Genomic DNA, 18,549 nt, shown 5'->3' with positions numbered 1-18,549 from the left:
ATTTCACTCAAAGGATATCGATATCATCATAGGCAGGTTTTACAAGGAAACGGCCGGTCTTGTCGATGAGGCCCCATTTTCCTTTAATCTTTACGCCGGCTCTTCCATTTTTGAAAGATGTGACGTCACTGGCCTCTTCTTTAAGGATGATGGCATCTTTACCTGCAGTATCCACATATTTCCAGCCTTCCTTCGTTTTTACCGGAATCAGTCCGTCACCGCAGGTAGCTACGCCCCGGAAAACCGGTTCCGTCACGAGACTGCCGTCTTTGGAAAGAATTCCCCAGTCCGATTTCACTTTATAGCTGTAGAAACCATTTCCGATGGAGTAAAGATTTTCATACATCATGGGGACCACTTCCGTGCCATCTGCCATAGAAAGGAGGCCCCATTTTTTATCATCATTCTGGGCGAGGAGAAGACCGTCTTCTTCCACCGGGATCAGGCTCTTATATACGGAATGAGCCGTAAAGATGCCCTTCCGGTTGACCCAGCCGTACTTGCCTTCATTGCGGATAAGGATACCCTGGTCTGTTGCTTCAAAGACTCTGTCGTTGGAAGGGGAGGCAATGACTTTGCCTGTATTGTCGATATAGCCCCGTTTCACCTGTACCGTGGGGACCGTCTCATCTCCATAACCCCAGGGATCCCAGATGGGGATACCGATTCCGATGCCCCAGCCGGAATGTCTGTGATGATGGTGGTGATGATGACCGTGGAACCAGTGCCCCCAGCCCCAGCCGATGCCAATGGAAATAGGAAATCCGCTTCGCTCCCTGACTTCCGTGACCTGCCCGTCTCTCACTTCTGCAATTCCGTCTTCAAAAGGATAAAGCTGGTTATAGTCGGCCATGAAGGCGATATTTCCATCGGGTCCGGCATATCCGTTGCCATCCGGCGTCTTGACACCGGCCAGACCTTCAGAAAATTCGGTAAGAACTGCTTTGAACTGAGGCTTTGCGGTGACTTCACCTTTCGTATTGATAAAGCCCCAGAGCTTGTCATCATTTTCTACGGCCGTGTTTCCTTCAGTGAATACGGGGATGACTTCCTTATAGGCCGGTTCTACTGCTTCACTGCCTGTTTTATCAATAAATCCCCAGAGGTCCTTTCCATTTTTCACGGCCAGCAGTCCTTCACTGTAGATGGGCCCTGCATCTTTATAAGAAGGCTGGACCACCATATTGCCTGCCGTATCAATGACACCCCATTTGCCTTTTTCCCTGACCGGTGCCAGACCATCCTCAAAGTAGCGGGCTTCCTGATACACCGGCGCGATTTCTTTGCCGTCCAGAGAAAGATAACCGTACTTGCCGTTTTCCTTTACGATGGACATGCCATTCTGGAAATCAGAGACCTGCTCATAGGTTTTATCGATGATCTTTGTCCCGTCCATGCGATAGAAGGTAATCTTTTTTTCAGATTCCTGAATGGCCAGGGCTCCTTCTTTCCATATGGACCGGTTTTCATAGGAAATGGGGACAATCACTTTGCCTTCCCGGTTGTAGAAACCGCGAAGCTTTCCTTTCTGGACCTCGATCAGATTTTCCCGTCCTTCACCGTCCAGGTCTTCCTCCTGCTTTGAGGCATCAGTCAGGCTCAGTCCTTCCTTGTCATAGGAAAATGGAATGATAATGATACCCTTTTCATTGACAGCGCCCCATTTCCCATCTTTTTTCACTGCTGCTGCAAAGGGGACCGGCTTTGTCAGTCGTGCACCATCCTTTGGGGCATCCGGCCCTTCATTGGCGGAAATGGAAAGGGGCAGAGCCAGTGCGGAAAGCGCAAGGGCTGCCAGTAATTTTTTCATCATATCAATTCACCTCACGAAAGAGAAATATTGTCTGATATCTATTATTTTATCATGATTTCCGGTGAATTTTTACAGAGAATAGGCAAAATTTCCCAAAATATTGACTGCTGGTCGGGGTTTGATTTTAGAATTTCGTCCTTTCCGGCTTTAAGAGATAATTTTTGGTTTACCGGATACAATCACAAAATATATAAAAGGGCGGAACTTTTTCTGTTCTGCGCCGCTACTATCCCGGCAGCCCCGATACTCCCGTTACTCCCGATTCAAAAGCTTCTTCACCTGTATTTATTTTCATCAAATATGAAATGACTCTTTACTTTTGAACCCCGATTTGCTACTATAAGTCCATAACTACGGTGATGAAGAAGAGGAGTACGCATAATCAGCGAGCCGGTGAGGGTGAAAGTCCGGCAGGATGCGGAAGGCGCTTCGGAGCTGCTGCCTGAATGAAGTAGGGCTGCTATAAATGAAGGCGGGCCGCAAGACCAATGAGGGTGGAACCGCGGGTTATTCCCTGTAACTCGTCCCTGTAACGTATTGTTACAGGGATTTTATATTGTTTTTCAGGAGGAAATATGACATTTCAGCAGATTATTTTGGCACTCCAGAAATTCTGGTCCCGCCAGGGCTGCGTTCTTGGTGAAGCTTACGATACTGAAAAAGGTGCCGGCACCATGAACCCTTTCACATTCCTGCGCACCATCGGACCGGAACCCTGGAATGTGGCTTACGTTGAACCATCCAGACGCCCCGATGACGGTCGTTATGGCGAAAACCCGAACCGTCTCTATCAGCATCATCAGTTCCAGGTGATTATGAAACCGTCCCCGAACAACATTCAGGAGACTTACCTGGAATCCCTGAAAGAACTGGGTATCGATCCGGAGGAACATGATATCCGTTTCGTAGAAGATAACTGGGAATCCCCGACCCTCGGTGCCTGGGGCATCGGCTGGGAAGTATGGCTGGACGGTATGGAAATCACCCAATTTACCTATTTCCAGCAGGTCGGCGGAATTGATGAACATCCGGTATCCGTAGAAATTACCTACGGTCTGGAACGTATCGCCATGTATATCCAGCAGGTAGACAATGTATATGATCTGGTATGGACTGATGGCGTAACCTATGGCGACGTATGGCATGAAAATGAATATGAACAGTCCGTATACAGCTATGAACTGTCGGACCATGATATGCTTTTCAAACTTTTTGATATGTATGAAAAAGAAGCCTACCGCATCAGCAAGCTGGGCTATGTGCTCCCGGCTTACGACTATGTATTGAAATGTTCCCACAGCTTCAATCTGCTTGATGCTGCCGGTGCCATTTCCCTTTCTGAACGTACCGAATATATCGGACGTGTCAGAAATCTGGCCAGAGCCTGTGCAAAGGCCTGGCTGAAAAAACGTAAAGAACTGGGATTCCCCATGCTGAAAGGAAGTGAAGGAAAATGAGTAAAAATCTTCTTTTAGAAATCGGTACAGAAGAAATGCCGGCCAATATTATGTCCGGTGTGGTGGATCAGCTGAGAGCTCTTTCTGACGCGAAATTTAAAGAAAGCCGTATTTCCTTCGACAAAATTACCGTTTATGCGACTCCCCGCCGTCTGGCAGTACTCGTGAAAAATGCCGCTGACCGCCAGCCTGATGAAGAAGTGAAGAAGCGCGGCCCTTCCATCAAGGCAGCTTTTGATGCTGATGGAAATCCGACCCGCGCGGCACAAGGCTTCGCCAGAGGCCAGCATATCGATCCTTCCCAGCTCATTAAGGAAGGGGACTATACCTGGGCTAATGTAGTAAATAAGGGCAAGGCAGTGGAAGAAGTACTGCCGGACCTGTTCCTGTCTTTCATTACAGGTCTCACTTTTGCCAAATCCATGCGCTGGGCTTCTGAAGAAGTTCATTTCATCCGCCCTGTCCGCTGGCTTGTTGCTCTTGCCGGTGACCAGATAGTGCCCATGGAATTTGCTCATGTAAAGAGCGGCCGTGTAAGCCGTGGCCATCGTTTCCTCTGCAAGGAACCGGTAACCATTGAAAAACCGGAAGATTATAAAGAAACCATGCGCAAAGCTTTCGTCATCGTTGACCAGGACGAAAGAAGAGAACTTATCAAAGAGGGCCTCCTGAAGGTCGCTGAAGAACTGGGCGGTCATGTCTGGCATAATGCGGATCTTCTGGAAGAAATCAACTACCTCGTCGAATATCCGACTCCCCTCTATGGACGTATCGATGATGAATTCCTGAAGCTTCCGGTACCGGCAGTGGTTACCCCGATGCGCGATCACCAGCGTTACTACCCGGTAAGAAATGAAGATGGCAGCCTTATGCCTTATTTCCTTACGGTCAGAAACGGCGGAACCAGGGCTATTCATAATGTACAGATCGGGAATGAAAGGGTACTTCGTGCCCGTCTGGACGATGCGAAATTCTTCTTCGAAAACGACCGTAAAAAATCCCTGGAAGGCCATAGAGAAGGCCTCACCCGTATTAATTATCAGGAAGGCATGGGCACCATGCTGGACAAGGCAGACCGCCTGCAGAAACTGACTGCTGCCATCGGAAAAGACTGGAATTTCTCTGCTGAAGAACTCTCTGATGCAGACAGAGCCGCTTACCTTTCCAAATCCGACCTGGCTACCGGTATGGTTACCGAATTCACTGAACTCCAGGGCGAAATGGGCAAGGAATATGCCCTTCTGGACGGGGAAAAGAAGAATGTGGCCCAGGCTGTTTTCGAACAGTACATGCCGCGCTTTGCCGGTGATATTCTCCCGCAGGAATCCATCGGACGTGCCCTTTCTCTGGCAGATAAGCTGGACAATCTGGCTGCCACCTTCCTCCGCGGACTTATCCCGACCGGTTCCCAGGATCCCTTCGCACTCCGCCGCCAGACCATTGGTGCAGTCAATATCATTACTGATGGTAAGATTCACTGGGATATCAGAAGAGGCATTGAAAAGGCTCTCGAACTTCTTCCGGGTGAAGCGGAACAGAAGAAGACCGTCCTCTCTCAGGTGGAAGATTTCTTCCGTCAGAGAATCAGGGCTATCCTTCTTGATGAAGGAATCGCATACGACATCATTGATGCGGTCCTTGCAGGTCCTGTAGATGATATTTATGCTATCTTCCTGAAAGCCAGAGCTATGACCGAAAGCCATCTGAAAGAAGAAGCCGATCTTCGCCAGGCAGTGACTCGCCTTGCCAACATTACAAAGGGCAAAGAAGGCGGAGAAATCAATCCGGACCTCTTTGAAGATGAAGCAGAAAAGAATCTCCAGGCAGCACTTGAAAAAGCTACGGTAGAAGTTTCGCCGCTCTTTGCAGCCTATGACTATGCGGCAGCTCTGCCATTCCTCAAGGAACTGACGGCTCCTGTGAATGCATACCTTGACCAGGTTATGGTTATGGTGAAAGACGAATCCGTAAAGGCAAACCGTATTTCCCAGCTCAAAAAGACGCTTGCTCTCTTCGATACCTGGGGCGATTTCAGCAAGCTGGTGTGAAATAGCTGTCAGCATTTAGTTGGCAGTGGCTAGTTTACAGTCAGGAGTTTTCCCTGACTTTGAGCTCATGAAATAAAAATCATTTAAAAAGCTGATTATCCGAATATCGGATAATCAGCTTTTTGTATGGGAAATATAAAAATGGCGCCTTTTATATAAGGCGCCATTTCCACGGACCACGAACCACGAATCACGATTGACAAACGGTAAAAGTAAATGTGGGAGAAACGATTCATGAACTTACTCCGTCTTCTCCCCGGATATATCAAATTCCAATCCTTCTGCAGTGTCTTTCATTTCATTTTTTATGGTGCTTCCCGGGAACCACTGGATTCTGAGGGGCAGCTGGAAGATTTTACGGAATTCGGGAATCAGGTGCTGCACAGCATGGGCAGGAACGTCGAAATTTTCACGGTTTGTGTAAATCCGAAGGTCCATGGCCGTTTTGCCGGCAGTGCATATAATGCGGGTAATGCACTGTTCATGACTTTCGTCGAGTCCTTCTGCCAGGGCCAGGAAAAGAGAAAGCATACGGACCTGCTTCATCTGTAATTCTGAAAGAATCCTGGCATGACTGGCACCTTTCAGGTATTTGTTGGAGTAACCATGATGGAATGCGCAGACCAGGGCGCACATGATTTGTTCCCGGTGAGTCCAGCCGAAAATATGGGCATTGGCAGTGATGTAGGCACTGTGCCTGGCATGGCTGTAATAATTGACGATGGTACCTGTATCATGGAGGAATCCGGCAGCCGTAAGTATTTTCCTCATACGGTCATTGAGACCATGAATTTTTTGCCACTGGTCAAACATGGAAAGGGCCATGGCTGTCACATAGGAAGTATGGAAATCGTACTGGATGGGGAGGGTATAGAGATAATTTTTAACGGAACTTTTCAGCATATCCTCTTTCCATTTTTCCTCTTTGTCGTAAATGGGGTCATAATAATGGAAGAAAAGTCCCTCACGGAGACCGCAGCCGGAAATGGTGAGGTAGGATGCTTTGGCACGGCGCACGATTTCCTGGACCACCAGGGCACCGGCTACGATGATATCTGCCCGTTCTTCAGAAAGGCCGGAAATATGTTTCCTTTCTTCAAAAGTCTTTCCACAGATGGATTTGACCATTTCAAAAAGGCTTTCTACAGGAAGATTGTAGTTGTGGAGTTTCGGCAGGGGATAGGAAGAAGAGCGCTGATGGACCTTGGCCAGGTTTCTGACCGTCCCGCCTACGCCGATGACTTCCATCGGCTCTTTCGGGAACCAGGGAATCTGATTCAGCTGACGCTGGATATAGTCACGGATTTCACTGATTTTTTCATAGTCCACGGTACCGGAGGACTGGAACATTTCCGTCAGGGTCACGGCACCCATGGGGATACTTAGGGAATGAATCCGCTGCTTGTTTCGCACAAGGGATATTTCTACAGAAGCTCCGCCCAGGTCAAAGAGGAGGAAATCCCTCCGGTCAATGGTATGGATAACGCCTGAGAAACCCAGCGCCGCTTCTGCCTTGCCGCTAATGATGGTCATGGGGATGCCTGTGGAAAGGCGGACTCTTCTGAGGAAAGAAGCTCCGTTTACCGCATTCCTTACGGCCGCGGTGGCCACAGCCAGTGTCTTTTTCACTTTCTGTACTTTAATGATGTGTGAGTAAACTGCCAGGCATTTCAGGGCCCGCTGCTGGGCCTCCTCTGTGAGAAGCCTGGTTTCCATGGTCATCCCTTCTGCCAGACGGATGGATTTCTTTTCCTGATACACCAGCTTGTAGGACCCGTGGGGGCCAATCTGCATGATGACGAAGCGGATGGAATTGGAACCAAGGTCGATGATTGCTATACGTTCCATGGTATCTCCCTCTCAGTCGGCTTTCCGGAAACAGGGAAACAGAAAGCCGGAATATTTCCTTTATTTTACATCATATCCACGGCCGGTGGGTGAAAAAGTGCCTTTTATTACAGGAATTTTACAATTGGTTCTTCTTTATGAGTGCCTATAAAAGGATTCTCATACAAGGAAGAAGGCTGGCGGGTTACAGGTCCCAAAATCATTCGTGAATGTGTTAAAATAATATAAAAAGTAGATCATTGATTTTCTTCCTTTCCGAAGAAAGTATTCGGCAAAGCTGTCGATTTTTTTACATGGGTTTTACCTTTAAGGTGTAATGTTAGAAGAAGGCATAAACTCAATTTTTATATGGAAACGGGGGCTCGTTATGTCGGAACAAAAGCCGCTCATGTATGGCATCATCCACATCGGATCATCCAGCCTGTCCATGCGCATCGTGCAGTATACGGATATCAGGCACATCCAGGTGGTTGAGTCGGTTAAAAAAGATACAACTTTCGGGGAAGAAGTATTTCTTCACAGGAAACTTTCTTTCCCTTCTATTAAAAAGCTCTGCAATATGCTGCTGGGCCTGAAGCAGCTGATGGTGGATTATCAGGTGAAGACGTATGCCGTTTATGCGACAGCCACTCTTCGCGAGGCGGAGAACTGCCGCTCTATTCTGGACCTGATCCGCGTAAACACGGGCTTCCATGTGCAGGTCATCGATATGCCTCAGGAAATTTATTTCAAGCATTTCGGCCTGCAGTACAAATTTAAATATTTCAATAAAGATGAGGGCAACCGGCTGGGAAAGAATTTTCTCTTCGTCGATATTACTTCCGGCTGCGTAGGCCTCACCATCTGGGAAAACGGAACCCTCTGCTATCAGCATAATGTCCATATCGGAACGCTGCGCCTTTTGGAAGCTTTCAATCAGAATCAGAGAGATTCTATTGATTTCCCAAGGGCTCTGGGGCAATATATCCATGCCATTATGGAACCGCTCTGGGTGACCGTGAGAAAGTACAATATCGATACGCTGATCCTTTCAGGCAGGGAAGCCCGCATCATCGGCAGTCTGATGAACCTTGATATAGAAAAGAAAATAACGGAAGTGACCCCGGAAAAACTTCTGAACTGCTACGATGAAGTGGGTGAGCTTTCTGCATCCATGGTTATCCAGAAATACCATATGGATGAATCGAATGCTGCGGTCGTTGCACCGACCATCCACATATACAGGGAAATACTGGCCAATGTGCCTGTAAAGAATGTGGCCATGATGGGTATGACTTTCATAGAAGCAGTCAGCCTTTTCTATGGAGCCATGAAGACGAAGGATCCGGCACTCCTTTATATGAGGGCCCAGAATCTGGAACTGACCCGGTCCATTGCGGCTGATTTCTATTATGAACCGGAACATGCCAGAGCCATGGAGCTTTACAGCTACCAGATTATCCATGCATTTGACAGATATAACGGGCTGAATGACAGGGACGAATTCCTGCTCCGCATGGCCATCATCCTTTATCAGGTAGGGAAGTATGTAAATCTTCTGGGCTCTTCGGCAACTGCCTGGAACATCATCCGGGGTACTGATATTTTTGGAATTACAGATAAAGAAAAAGATATTGTAGCCTGCATTGTGTACTATGACCATAAAGGCATGCCCACCGATGATGACGAACCTTTCCGGATTCTGTCAGAATCATCCAAGATGACGGCTATCAGGCTTATCGCCATCTTCCGCCTTGTCCGGGCTATGGATATGGCAAGGAAGCAGAAGCTTAGGGACGTGACTGCCCGCATCGTGGGAGACTCCCTCCTCATTGAATATGAGAGCGATGAGAATACAGCTTTGGAAACATGGCTTTTTGATAAAGAAAAAGAACTTTTTGAAAATATATTTGGCATGGAAGCCAAGCTTGAGCGGAGGTAATTATGGACGTGGATGTGAATGATCATAGATATTACCTGAACCGGGAACTGTCCTGGCTTCAGTTTAACCGCAGGGTGCTGCAGGAAGCAGTGGATCCGAACAATCCTCTTCTGGAAAAACTGAAATTCCTGGCCATTACCAGCTCCAACCTGGATGAATTCTTCATGATTCGCGTGGCAGGCCTGAAGCACCAGAAAGAAAATGGCGTCAAACGCAGGGATATTGCCAATATGACTGCTGAAGAACAGCTGGAGGCGGTTTCTGAAGGAAGCCAGCGCCTGGTGGCCCGTCAGTACAGGTATCTGAAAATGATCCTGAAAGAACTGGAAACAGAGGGCCTTTATTTCATCGATCCCAATAATGCAAGCCCAAGGCAGGAAAAATGGCTGGATGACTATTTCGAAAGGCAGATTTTCCCGGTAGTTACCCCTATGGCAGTGGACTCTTCCCATCCATTTCCATTCCTCGCGTCCAAGAGTTTAAATATTGCTCTTCTTCTGGAGAGAAATGAAAGAAATATGAACGTGGATGAAGAAAATGATATCGATGTGAAGACAGCCATCGTTCCGGTGCCTTCTGTGCTGCCCCGTATCATCCGGCTTCCGGACAATCCTGAAAATCCCTCCCGCCATGACTTTGTCTTCCTTGAACAGGTGCTCTGCCATTTTGCCGCCCGTCTCTTCATCGGATATGACCTTCTGGAAGCCCGGCCCTTCCGCATCACCCGTGATGCAGACTTGAATCTGGACGAAGAGGATGCCCAGGACCTGGTGGTGGAAGTGGAGAAACAGCTGAAAAAGCGTCAGCGCGGGGAAGCCGTACGACTGGAATTCCAGGTGGGCGCCAGCCGTTTCATGCGCCGTTTCATGACCAGCGAAATGAACCTGGGGTCGGAAGATATGTATGAAATCGACGGACCCCTGGATATGACCTGCTTCTTCTCATTCTGCGGAATCAAAGGATATGATAAGCTCCGCTATCCGGAAGCCCATCCTCATCATCCCTGGTCCATGCTCCAGATGGAAAAAAATAACAAAACCAATATTTTTGATATGATTCGGGAAAAGGATCTGCTGGTTCATCTGCCCTATGAATCCTTCGATGATTCGGTAGTTAATTTCGTGGCATCCGCCGCCTCTGACCCGGATGTCCTCGCAATCAAGCAGACCCTGTACCGCGTTTCTTCTTCCAGCCCCATCATTCAGGCACTGGAAAAAGCAGCCCAGAATGGCAAACAGGTCACCGTCCTTATGGAAGTAAAGGCCCGCTTCGATGAAGCAAACAACATACTCATGGCAAGACGTCTTGAAAAAGCCGGAGCTCACGTCATTTATGGGCTTGTGGGACTCAAAACCCATTCCAAGTGTACCCTCATCATCCGCCGTGAAAAAGATGGTATCCGCCGCTATGTCCACGTGGCCACAGGCAACTATAATGCCTCTACGGCGAAACTCTATACGGATCTGGGTATCTTTACCTGCAATGACCGTTTCGGCATGGATGCATCGGCCTTCTTCAATCTGCTTTCCGGATACTCCGACCCGCCAATCTGGGATTCCTTCATCGTGGCTCCTATCAATATGAGACAGCGCTGCATGGAACTGATCGATCGTGAAATTGCCTTTGCAAAGAGGGGCGAACCGGCGCATATGATTGCGAAGATGAATTCACTCCTTGATAAAGGAATTATTGCCAAACTGTACGAAGCTTCCCAGGCAGGCGTGAAGATTGAACTGATCGTCCGGGGTATCTGCGTTATTAAACCGGGTATTCCGGGTATTTCCGAGAATATCACGGTCAGGAGCCTGGTAGGCCGCTTCCTGGAACACAGCCGCGTCTTCTGGTTCCTTAACGGCGGGCGTGAAGAAATCTACATGGGCTCTGCAGACTGGATGCCCAGAAACCTGAATGACCGGGTGGAACTGATGATTCCGGTAAAGGATCCGGATCTCTGCAGACGGCTGAAAGGAATGGTAGACAGCGAACTCTCGGACAATCAGAAAGCCCATATCATGCAGTCTGACGGCACCTGGATCAAGACAATTGCTCCGGAAAACAAAGTGGGCGCCCAGGCTTCCTTCCAGAAACTGGCCGAAAAGCGGGATCAGGAAAGTGAAATGACCCTTGCCCAGAAGATGGAGCCTTATGTGCCGGTATTTGGTAAAAGATAAACCGGACTGCTTCCTCTTTCCGGGACTATATAAATAGACAGAAAGGACTCACAACCGGGTGGGTCCTTTTTTGTGTGTTCAAAGGCAGCAGAACGATACTTCGCAGGCAGGAAACATCGTCCTTCGCTGCTTTCACAGGGCAGCATCTCCTGCTAAAAATCCCTGCGTTTAACTTTTTATATTCTGCCTTTTCTTTCTTGTGCTACCATTTGATAATTTGATGCGAAATAATCGACAGCAGCGGGCATTTTTCGTTCTGCTTCCAACTTCTGCGGGACGAAGGCAGCTGCTTTGCTTTTCCTTATGCGGGCTGTGTGGGGAAAGCCGGAAATAACAGGAAAAAGTCAATAAAATTGGGAACTCTTCGGATAAACTGGAGGTTATGAAATAATGAAAAAAACACGGAAAACCGCAGATGGCAGCAGAGACATAAAATCATGATTTTCCACTTTTAATATTAAAAACTTTTTAATTTGGGATAGGGTCCATTAAATGCCACTATTTTTCAATAAAATCTCCCACTAAAGCCATAAATATTGGGGAACATAAATTTGATGAACGGAAAAATATGGGACAAAAAAGGGTAATCAAAAATTATCGATTTTTACTTACAGAGGTTTACAAATTTTACAAATCCGGAGGCGGAAAATCGCTGGAATGCCGATAGAATCTAAGGGAATCAAGAATACCATATTTCTCCTGCTTTATATGTGTCTATTGTATAAAGACAGCGTTGACAAATATAGGAAATTAAAAAGTCAGATAAATACTGATATAATTTAATATCGACATAGCAGAGTTCCATTCTTAAACATGGATATTCTATTGTCTTTACAATGAAAATTAACCGATAAATTCAGTGAAAATCCATAATAAATAATTTGTCAACCAAATTAAATTTGACAAAAAGTCTACCTGTGGTAGAATATGGCCCATAGGAGAGAGACATATGAAACATTCAACCTTTGAAAAAGCTGTTAAAGCGATGACCTGTTCCCTGCTTCTCTTATCTATGGCAGCTCAGGCTGACCTGGCCATGGCCTTTGGCTTCGGCCTCAATGATGAAGAAAAAGTGGTGACAGTCTACGACGGAAAAGACAAACAAATAGTCAGTACGGCAGCAAGGAACTACAAGCAGATTCTTGCCAATCTTGGCATCAGCCTCAATTCCTATGACAAGTACTGGTCCAGCTCCGAAAAAGTCCGGAATGGGGCAGTCCTTGTCGTAGAAAGAGCAATTCCGGTGACCATCGTGACCCGCGAGAAGACAAGAATCCTGTATACCACCAAGCAGACCGTACAGGGCGTAGTCAATGAAGCCGGTTTTGACTGGAAGAAGATGATGCCCATAGAAGACGAGATGATGAAAGTCACTCAGGGCATGCAGATTCACGTGGTTCCCTACACGGCGAAAATGGTCAATCACGTGGAATCTATTCCTGTCCATTACCGGAAATGGTACGACAGCAGCCTTGCACCCGGCGAGGAAGTCATCGTGCAGGAAGGCGTTCCTGGGAAAAGACAGGTGGAAATGGAAGAGTTCGTATCTGACGGTAAAGTCATACGGACCATCGAGGCGGATGTAAAAGTCCTGGATGAAGGTATCCCGGGGATTATGAAGACCGGTTCCGTGGAGGATACGGAGGGCTTCGTAAAGATCATGCAGGCCAGCGCCTACCATCCAAGTGACGGAAACGGCTATGGCATCACGGCCACCGGCACCAGGGCAGGTCATGGAACCATTGCCGTGGATCCCAGAGTCATCCCTCTCGGGACGAGGGTGTTCATTCCCCATTACGGCCATGCCGTGGCAGCAGATACAGGCGGAGCCATCATTGGAGACCGTATCGATCTCTGCATGGAAACCTTTGAAGAATGTTACAATTTCGGCCGCCGGAATGTTGAAGTTTTTGTGAATTATTGACTGGTTACTGAATATTTCCACTTTTTCAAAAGAAAAGTGTCCTATACATGGCAGCGCGTCATGCCTCCCTTATGGGAAATAAGAACGCATCTTGAAGCTTGAATATAAAACAATTCTACGAATCGTTATAAACCATAAATGAAACGGTTTCCCTGCAGGAAGCCGTTTTTGATTGCCCTTTCATGCAGGATTTTCGGCAGGATTCCTGAGCCCGAAGCGGCTGTAAGACAGGAGCCGTTCTCTTTTGTCCCTTCTTTCCATCTGTTATAATACCTACAGGAGGAAAATATGATAACTATACTGATTGCAATCATCGTCACTGTTTTTGACCAGCTGGTGAAATGGCTGGTGCAGACCGAAATGGATCTGGGAGAGACCATACCGGTTATTCCCCGGATTTTCCATCTCACCTACATCCACAATCCGGGGGCCGCCTTTGGCATCCTGCCCCACCAGGAATGGTTTTTCCTTGCCATCGTGGTCATTCTTTTTGCCGCCTTTTTCGTCATGCGGAAGAAAATACCGGAGAAACCTTTTTATTTCCCCTCTGCCGTGGGCATGCTTCTGGGCGGAGCCCTGGGAAATGCCATCGACCGTGTCCGGTATGGCAGCGTAGTCGATTTCTTTGATTTCCGCATCTGGCCTATTTTCAATGTGGCAGATATCTTTATCTGCGTTGGTGTGGCACTTATTGTATTTTATTTCTGGAGGCATAACTGATGAATCAGATTACCTGTCGTATTACGGATAAAGAAGAAGGCGAGAGGCTGGATCAGGTGCTGAAGGACGCTTCGGGCCTTACCCGTTCTGAAGTACAGAAATGGATTAAGGAAGGGAGAGCCATCCTGCTTCCCGGGAAAATGGTCCGCCCCAATTATCATGTGAAGGCGGGAGATGAGATTTCCTTCTCCTGGGAAGCCAGGGAAGAACTGGCGCTCATTCCGCAGGATATTCCTCTCGATATCCTTTATGAAGATGATGATATGATCGTTATCAACAAGAAGAGAGGCATGGTGGTCCATCCCGGGAGCGGCAATCCGGACGGAACTCTTGTCAATGCTCTTCTTTACCATTGCGGAAATACGCTTTTTGAGGCCTGTGAAGATCCCATCCGTCCCGGTATCGTTCACCGTCTGGACAAGGATACTTCCGGTGTCATGGTGGCCGCCAAATCTGCCAGGGCCTTTCCTGTGCTGAAAGAAGAAATAGGATCCCATGAAGCCCGGCGCCTCTATGTGTCCCTTGTGCATGGACAGATGGAAGGAAATAAGGGGGTCATCCGTCTGCCCCTTGGCCGCAGCACGAAGGACAGGATGAAGTGGGAAGTGGACCCGAAGACAGGAAAGCCTGCGGTCACTCATTTCAAAGTGCTCGAATTCATGAATCATTATTCATGGCTGGAACTGAAGCTGGAAACCGGCAGAACTCACCAGATTCGCGTGCACATGGCTCATATAGGTCATCCCGTGGTCAATGATCCTCTTTATGGCTGGAAAAAGGACAGTTTCCCCATCGAAGGGCAGGCCCTTCACTCCAGGACACTGGACCTGAAACACCCGGTGACCGGGGAACTTATGCACTTTGAGGCACCTATTCCGGATGACCTTGCCCTTTGCGTGGAAATGGCACGAAAGGGGGAAAAATAATGGAAACCCGGACAATTCATGTTCCCGGATTTACGGTCGGTACGTCGGAAGACCGGGAAGGACTGACGGGAGTTACCGCCATTCTGGCTCCTGAAGGAGGCGCTTTTGCAGGTGTGGATGTCCGGGGCTGTGCACCGGGGACCAGGGAAACGGACCTGTTAAATCCTATAAAGACAGTGCAAAAGATTCATGCCGTAGTCCTTTCGGGCGGTTCCGCCTTCGGCCTGGAAGCAGACAGCGGTGTCATGCGATATCTGTCTGAGAAAGGTATAGGCTTTGAGGTGGGGGATGTACGGGTTCCCATCGTCTGCGGGGCCGTCCTTTTTGACCTGGGCATTGGCAGCTCCCATGATTTCCCGGACCTCTGGATGGGATATGAAGCAGCCATGGGAGCAGGCACTTCATTTCCGGTGGGCTGCTATGGCGCAGGAACCGGGGCGACTGTCGGAAAGCTGACAGGAGCAGACCATGCCATGAAGAGCGGCGCCGGTTATGCGGAACTTTCCCTTGAAAACGGGCTTCATGTAGGAGCATACATGGCTGTCAATGCCTGCGGAGAAATTTTTGACAGAAATGTGGTGCTGGCAGGCGCCCTGGCAGAAGATGAAAAAACAATCGTCTCCAGTCATGATCTGATGCTGAAAGGCTTCAAACGGATTCTGGGAGGAAATACATCGATTGGCTGCATCATGACCAATGCCAGGCTGACAAAAGCGGAATGCAGTACCATCTCAGGCATGGCTCACGATGGATTCGCCAGAGCCATCCGTCCGGTCCATACGACCATGGACGGGGATACCGTCTTCACCATGGCATCCGGAGAAGTGGAAGCTCCCGTGGATACGGTGGGGTACCTTGCGGAAGAAGCTGTCCGTCTGGCCATCATTGATGCGGTGAAGGCAGCGGAACCCATGGGCGGCCGCCCTTCATGGAGCAGCATTCGTTCCTGAAAGGTAGAGCTTGCGCTTTCCATTATGAAATTGATGGCAGGCTGTTATCTCCATTTCTCATAGCAGAGTTGACAGAAATATTTCTTTAGCTTATAATAAATATCGCCCTAAAAGGGGATGTACCGGTTTCGACAGGAGTTTCCGGTTCATAAATAGCGAGTCGGGATTCCATCAACCCCGCTAAACGGTGGAAAAACTTAAACGCAAAACGTGATTTTGCTTTAGCAGCCTAATCTGCTAATGTCCCCGGAAGTTTTCCTATGACTTCCGGCTGACATCAACCAATAGGATACCAATGAGGGATCTTGCGGGACCTCTGCGGGAAACCAATTCCGGAATCGGCAAAGGCAGTTTGCTCCTGTACGATACTTTGCTTAAACCTCAAACAGAGAGCTGCACTCGGAGAAGTTTATGGGACGGGCTTTTTGGACAGGGGTTCGACTCCCCTCATCTCCACCAGTACATGCCGGCGCTTTCGAAAGAAAGCGCCGTTTTTAATATGGCCAGTCTAAAAACAGCTCCTCCTTTCCATGATTTATTTACTTTATGCGTCGTTTCCGTGTTACAATAATAAAGGATGATTTTATACAGAAACAAGAGAAAGGAGGGATGATCTTGGACCAGAATATCAAAACAATGTCTAAAGATGAACTCCTGAAACTGGGGCTCCAATATCTGTCCATACGCAATTACGGTAGAGCCCTGAAATATATAAGCCATGCCGCTGAGCAGGGAAGTTCCAGGGCGGCCAATGAACTCTTTAAGCTTGGAAAACAATTTTACGATATGAAATCCTACACGACTGCGGAAGAGTGTTTCGATACCCTTTCCGAAATGGGCCATGGGGAAAGCTGTCTGTACCTGGGAGAAATGAATGAAAAAGGTCTGGGCTGTCCTGTGGATATCCAGTCGGCTTTTGACTATTATGCCGCAGCCTATCAGAACGGCCTGCCCCGTGGCGCTCTTCTCGCAGGCAGGCTGATGCGGGATGATGCCATGCGTACCCAGAAAGTCCGTGATATCGCTATTTCCTGGTTTGACGAAGCTATTAAAGGCGGAGTATACGAAGCCTATGCGGAAATAGGGCGGCTCTATCTGGAAAATGATGAATTTGATTTCATGAAAGGACCGCAGAAAGATAATAAAACTGCCCTTTCCTGGTTCCTGCGCGGGGCCATCCACGGGGACAACATGTCCAGAGAACTGGCGGCAGACTGTTTCATGCGGGGAAAGGGAACAGAACCAAATCCCAAACGGGCCCTGGAGCTCTGCCAGCAGGCCTTTCATGACGGCAGTGTTTCCGTCTGCTTCCGGCTGGGCGACTGGTATGCGGAAGGACGGGGCGTAAAGAAAAATCTTCCTCTCGCCCTTGCCTGGTACCTCAAAGCCTACGAACGGGGGGATGAGCGGGGAAAATATCAGGCCGGCCGGATATCCTACATGCTCGGGCGCCTTCCTTTTGGCGGAAATCAAACAGAAGAAGAACGGGAAAAATCTATTTCCTACCTGAAACAGGCGGCTGATTACGGATATACCGATGCCTATCTGGATCTGTCCGATCTGGCGGGAGATGAGGGGGATGAAAAAGCAAGGGAACGTCTCCTTCGTAAAGGAATGAATGCAGGAAATGACGACTGCCGCAGGAGACTTATCGTTTACTACAACAGACAGGCATCCGATCTCATTCATGAACTGCAGCGGATTTCCACGCCTGAAGCCATGGAAAGAACTCACATGTCCGAAGATGAATTCATGGACTATGTGACAAAACGCTACATTAAAGCTGCCGGCTGTCTGAAAAAAGCAGCCAATATCGGTGATGAAGAAGCCTGGGCCATCCTTGCCAATATGTACCTTTACGGAGGCGGCCAGATTGGGGTGACAGACAAAGACTTCCTCAAAGCGGCAAAAAATGGAATGCACGCAAGAAGCCTGGACGTCCGCCGGCTCCTCTGGCAGTACTATGCCGGCCCAAAGCCGATGAATGGGGAATATTTCCACAAGGAAAATCCAAGAAAAGCCTACCTCCTTGCCAAAGAACTGGCCCATGAGGGAGACCATACCTTCATGCAGATTCTGTCGGAATACTATGCCGAAGGATATGGTACTTATCTCAGCCCCCGGCTTGCCGCCAAATACGCACAGAATCCCAAGGCCGGCCCGACGAAAGAAGGAGGACAGACATAAATCCCACCTTATCCGGAGCGGATAAGAAAGGAGAATTCAATATTCATACAAAAACCGGCACTGCAGAAGCGGTGCCGGTTTGATTTATAGATATTAATGAAAAAACAGGGGAAAGGGGAAGGGGGGTGGTGGCCGCTTCAAAATTGGGAAGCGGCAAATATATATGAGGCCTTTGGCCCTCAAATGTGCTGAAAGTGGTTGTATGCAGGCGGTGGCTCTACTTGGGCGGCTTGGACCTGTATTCCCGGCCGCACGGAGACGTGAACCTACGTACGAGGGAGAGTGTGTATTCCCGGCCCCGCGCGGAGAGCGGAGTGAGCGCAGCGTTTTCTTTTGGATGTCAGAAATCCGGTGGGAAGGAATTCCTCAATATCGTCTGATTCCATTCAAATCGTTACCGTTCAAGCCCTCCCAGGAGTTGGGAGGATGCCTGAACGAAGTGAAGGCGGGTGGGTTCTCAACCGTTCTTTCAACCCGCCTGTGAAAATCCCCAATAGGGTAGAGTTATTAGCCCTCCCATTGCACCGTACGTACGGTCCTCGTATACGGCGCTACATTGTTACATCTATTCCTTAAGCTCAGAT

The 18,549-nt window shown here is 48.5% G+C and carries 11 protein-coding genes and 1 other RNA gene; 10 read left to right on the top strand and 2 right to left on the bottom strand.

Annotated features, from left to right (window positions below):
• Positions 1–7 precede the first annotated feature (7 nt).
• The gene (locus QZN42_RS03140) at positions 8–1,813 is read right to left on the bottom strand and encodes a WG repeat-containing protein (protein ID WP_296954275.1); all 1,806 of its coding nucleotides are present in this window, start codon (positions 1,811–1,813) and stop codon (positions 8–10) included.
• Between the two features lie 575 nt (positions 1,814–2,388).
• On the opposite strand from QZN42_RS03140, the gene glyQ reads away from it, so the two are divergent.
• Positions 2,389–3,270 carry a glycine--tRNA ligase subunit alpha gene (glyQ, locus tag QZN42_RS03135; RefSeq protein ID WP_296954274.1) on the top strand — a complete coding sequence of 294 codons (882 nt, stop codon included), beginning with the start codon at positions 2,389–2,391 and terminating at the stop codon, positions 3,268–3,270.
• Positions 3,267–5,318: a glycine--tRNA ligase subunit beta gene (gene glyS / locus QZN42_RS03130; protein ID WP_296954273.1), complete on the top strand. Its 2,052-nt coding sequence runs from the start codon at positions 3,267–3,269 to the stop codon at positions 5,316–5,318. Before glyQ ends, glyS begins: the two co-directional genes overlap by 4 nt.
• A 240-nt stretch (positions 5,319–5,558) precedes the next feature.
• Here the strand turns inward: glyS and QZN42_RS03125 are convergent, their stop codons facing one another.
• On the bottom strand, positions 5,559–7,166 hold the full coding sequence (locus tag QZN42_RS03125) for a Ppx/GppA phosphatase family protein (protein ID WP_296954272.1): 1,608 nt from the start codon (positions 7,164–7,166) through the stop codon (positions 5,559–5,561).
• A 367-nt stretch (positions 7,167–7,533) separates the two neighbouring features.
• Here QZN42_RS03125 and QZN42_RS03120 point away from each other — a divergent pair, with 367 nt between their 5' ends.
• From QZN42_RS03120 to QZN42_RS03085, 8 genes are all read left to right on the top strand, one after another.
• Positions 7,534–9,087: a Ppx/GppA phosphatase family protein gene (locus QZN42_RS03120; protein ID WP_296954271.1), complete on the top strand. Its 1,554-nt coding sequence runs from the start codon at positions 7,534–7,536 to the stop codon at positions 9,085–9,087.
• A gap of 2 nt (positions 9,088–9,089) precedes the next feature.
• Positions 9,090–11,258, top strand: a complete 2,169-nt coding sequence (gene ppk1 / locus QZN42_RS03115) for a polyphosphate kinase 1 (RefSeq protein ID WP_296954270.1) — start codon at positions 9,090–9,092, stop codon at positions 11,256–11,258.
• A gap of 949 nt (positions 11,259–12,207) precedes the next feature.
• Positions 12,208–13,182, top strand: a complete 975-nt coding sequence (locus QZN42_RS03110; protein WP_296954269.1) for a 3D domain-containing protein — start codon at positions 12,208–12,210, stop codon at positions 13,180–13,182.
• 288 nt (positions 13,183–13,470) lie between these two features.
• Positions 13,471–13,902 carry a signal peptidase II gene (gene lspA, locus QZN42_RS03105; RefSeq protein WP_296954268.1) on the top strand — a complete coding sequence of 144 codons (432 nt, stop codon included), beginning with the start codon at positions 13,471–13,473 and terminating at the stop codon, positions 13,900–13,902.
• The gene (locus QZN42_RS03100) at positions 13,902–14,828 is read left to right on the top strand and encodes an RluA family pseudouridine synthase (protein WP_296954267.1); all 927 of its coding nucleotides are present in this window, start codon (positions 13,902–13,904) and stop codon (positions 14,826–14,828) included. The genes lspA and QZN42_RS03100 overlap by 1 nt, the downstream gene beginning before the upstream one ends.
• Entirely contained in the window at positions 14,828–15,778 is a 951-nt protein-coding gene (locus QZN42_RS03095) for a P1 family peptidase (RefSeq protein ID WP_296954266.1), read from the top strand. The genes QZN42_RS03100 and QZN42_RS03095 overlap by 1 nt, the downstream gene beginning before the upstream one ends.
• A gap of 113 nt (positions 15,779–15,891) precedes the next feature.
• Positions 15,892–16,237, top strand: a transfer-messenger RNA (tmRNA) gene (gene ssrA / locus QZN42_RS03090).
• Between the two features lie 156 nt (positions 16,238–16,393).
• Positions 16,394–17,965 carry a hypothetical protein gene (locus tag QZN42_RS03085; RefSeq protein WP_296954265.1) on the top strand — a complete coding sequence of 524 codons (1,572 nt, stop codon included), beginning with the start codon at positions 16,394–16,396 and terminating at the stop codon, positions 17,963–17,965.
• Positions 17,966–18,549: the final 584 nt, after the last annotated feature.

The organism is uncultured Dialister sp., from assembly GCA_900314595.1.
GTDB lineage: Bacteria > Bacillota > Negativicutes > Veillonellales > Dialisteraceae > Dialister.
This window is presented reverse-complemented; position numbering and strand designations above follow the sequence as displayed.

Excerpts from the sequence above, each read along its gene's own strand:
- QZN42_RS03100 (WP_296954267.1), top strand. The coding sequence starts at position 13,902 with ATGAATCAGATTACCTGTCGTATTACGGATAAAGAAGAAGGCGAGAGG.
- QZN42_RS03120 (WP_296954271.1), top strand. The coding sequence starts at position 7,534 with ATGTCGGAACAAAAGCCGCTCATGTATGGCATCATCCACATCGGATCA.
- QZN42_RS03095 (WP_296954266.1), top strand. The coding sequence starts at position 14,828 with ATGGAAACCCGGACAATTCATGTTCCCGGATTTACGGTCGGTACGTCG.
- QZN42_RS03125 (WP_296954272.1), bottom strand. The coding sequence starts at position 7,166 with ATGGAACGTATAGCAATCATCGACCTTGGTTCCAATTCCATCCGCTTC.
- QZN42_RS03110 (WP_296954269.1), top strand. The coding sequence starts at position 12,208 with ATGAAACATTCAACCTTTGAAAAAGCTGTTAAAGCGATGACCTGTTCC.
- QZN42_RS03140 (WP_296954275.1), bottom strand. The coding sequence starts at position 1,813 with ATGATGAAAAAATTACTGGCAGCCCTTGCGCTTTCCGCACTGGCTCTG.
- lspA (WP_296954268.1), top strand. The coding sequence starts at position 13,471 with ATGATAACTATACTGATTGCAATCATCGTCACTGTTTTTGACCAGCTG.
- ppk1 (WP_296954270.1), top strand. The coding sequence starts at position 9,090 with ATGGACGTGGATGTGAATGATCATAGATATTACCTGAACCGGGAACTG.
- glyS (WP_296954273.1), top strand. The coding sequence starts at position 3,267 with ATGAGTAAAAATCTTCTTTTAGAAATCGGTACAGAAGAAATGCCGGCC.
- glyQ (WP_296954274.1), top strand. The coding sequence starts at position 2,389 with ATGACATTTCAGCAGATTATTTTGGCACTCCAGAAATTCTGGTCCCGC.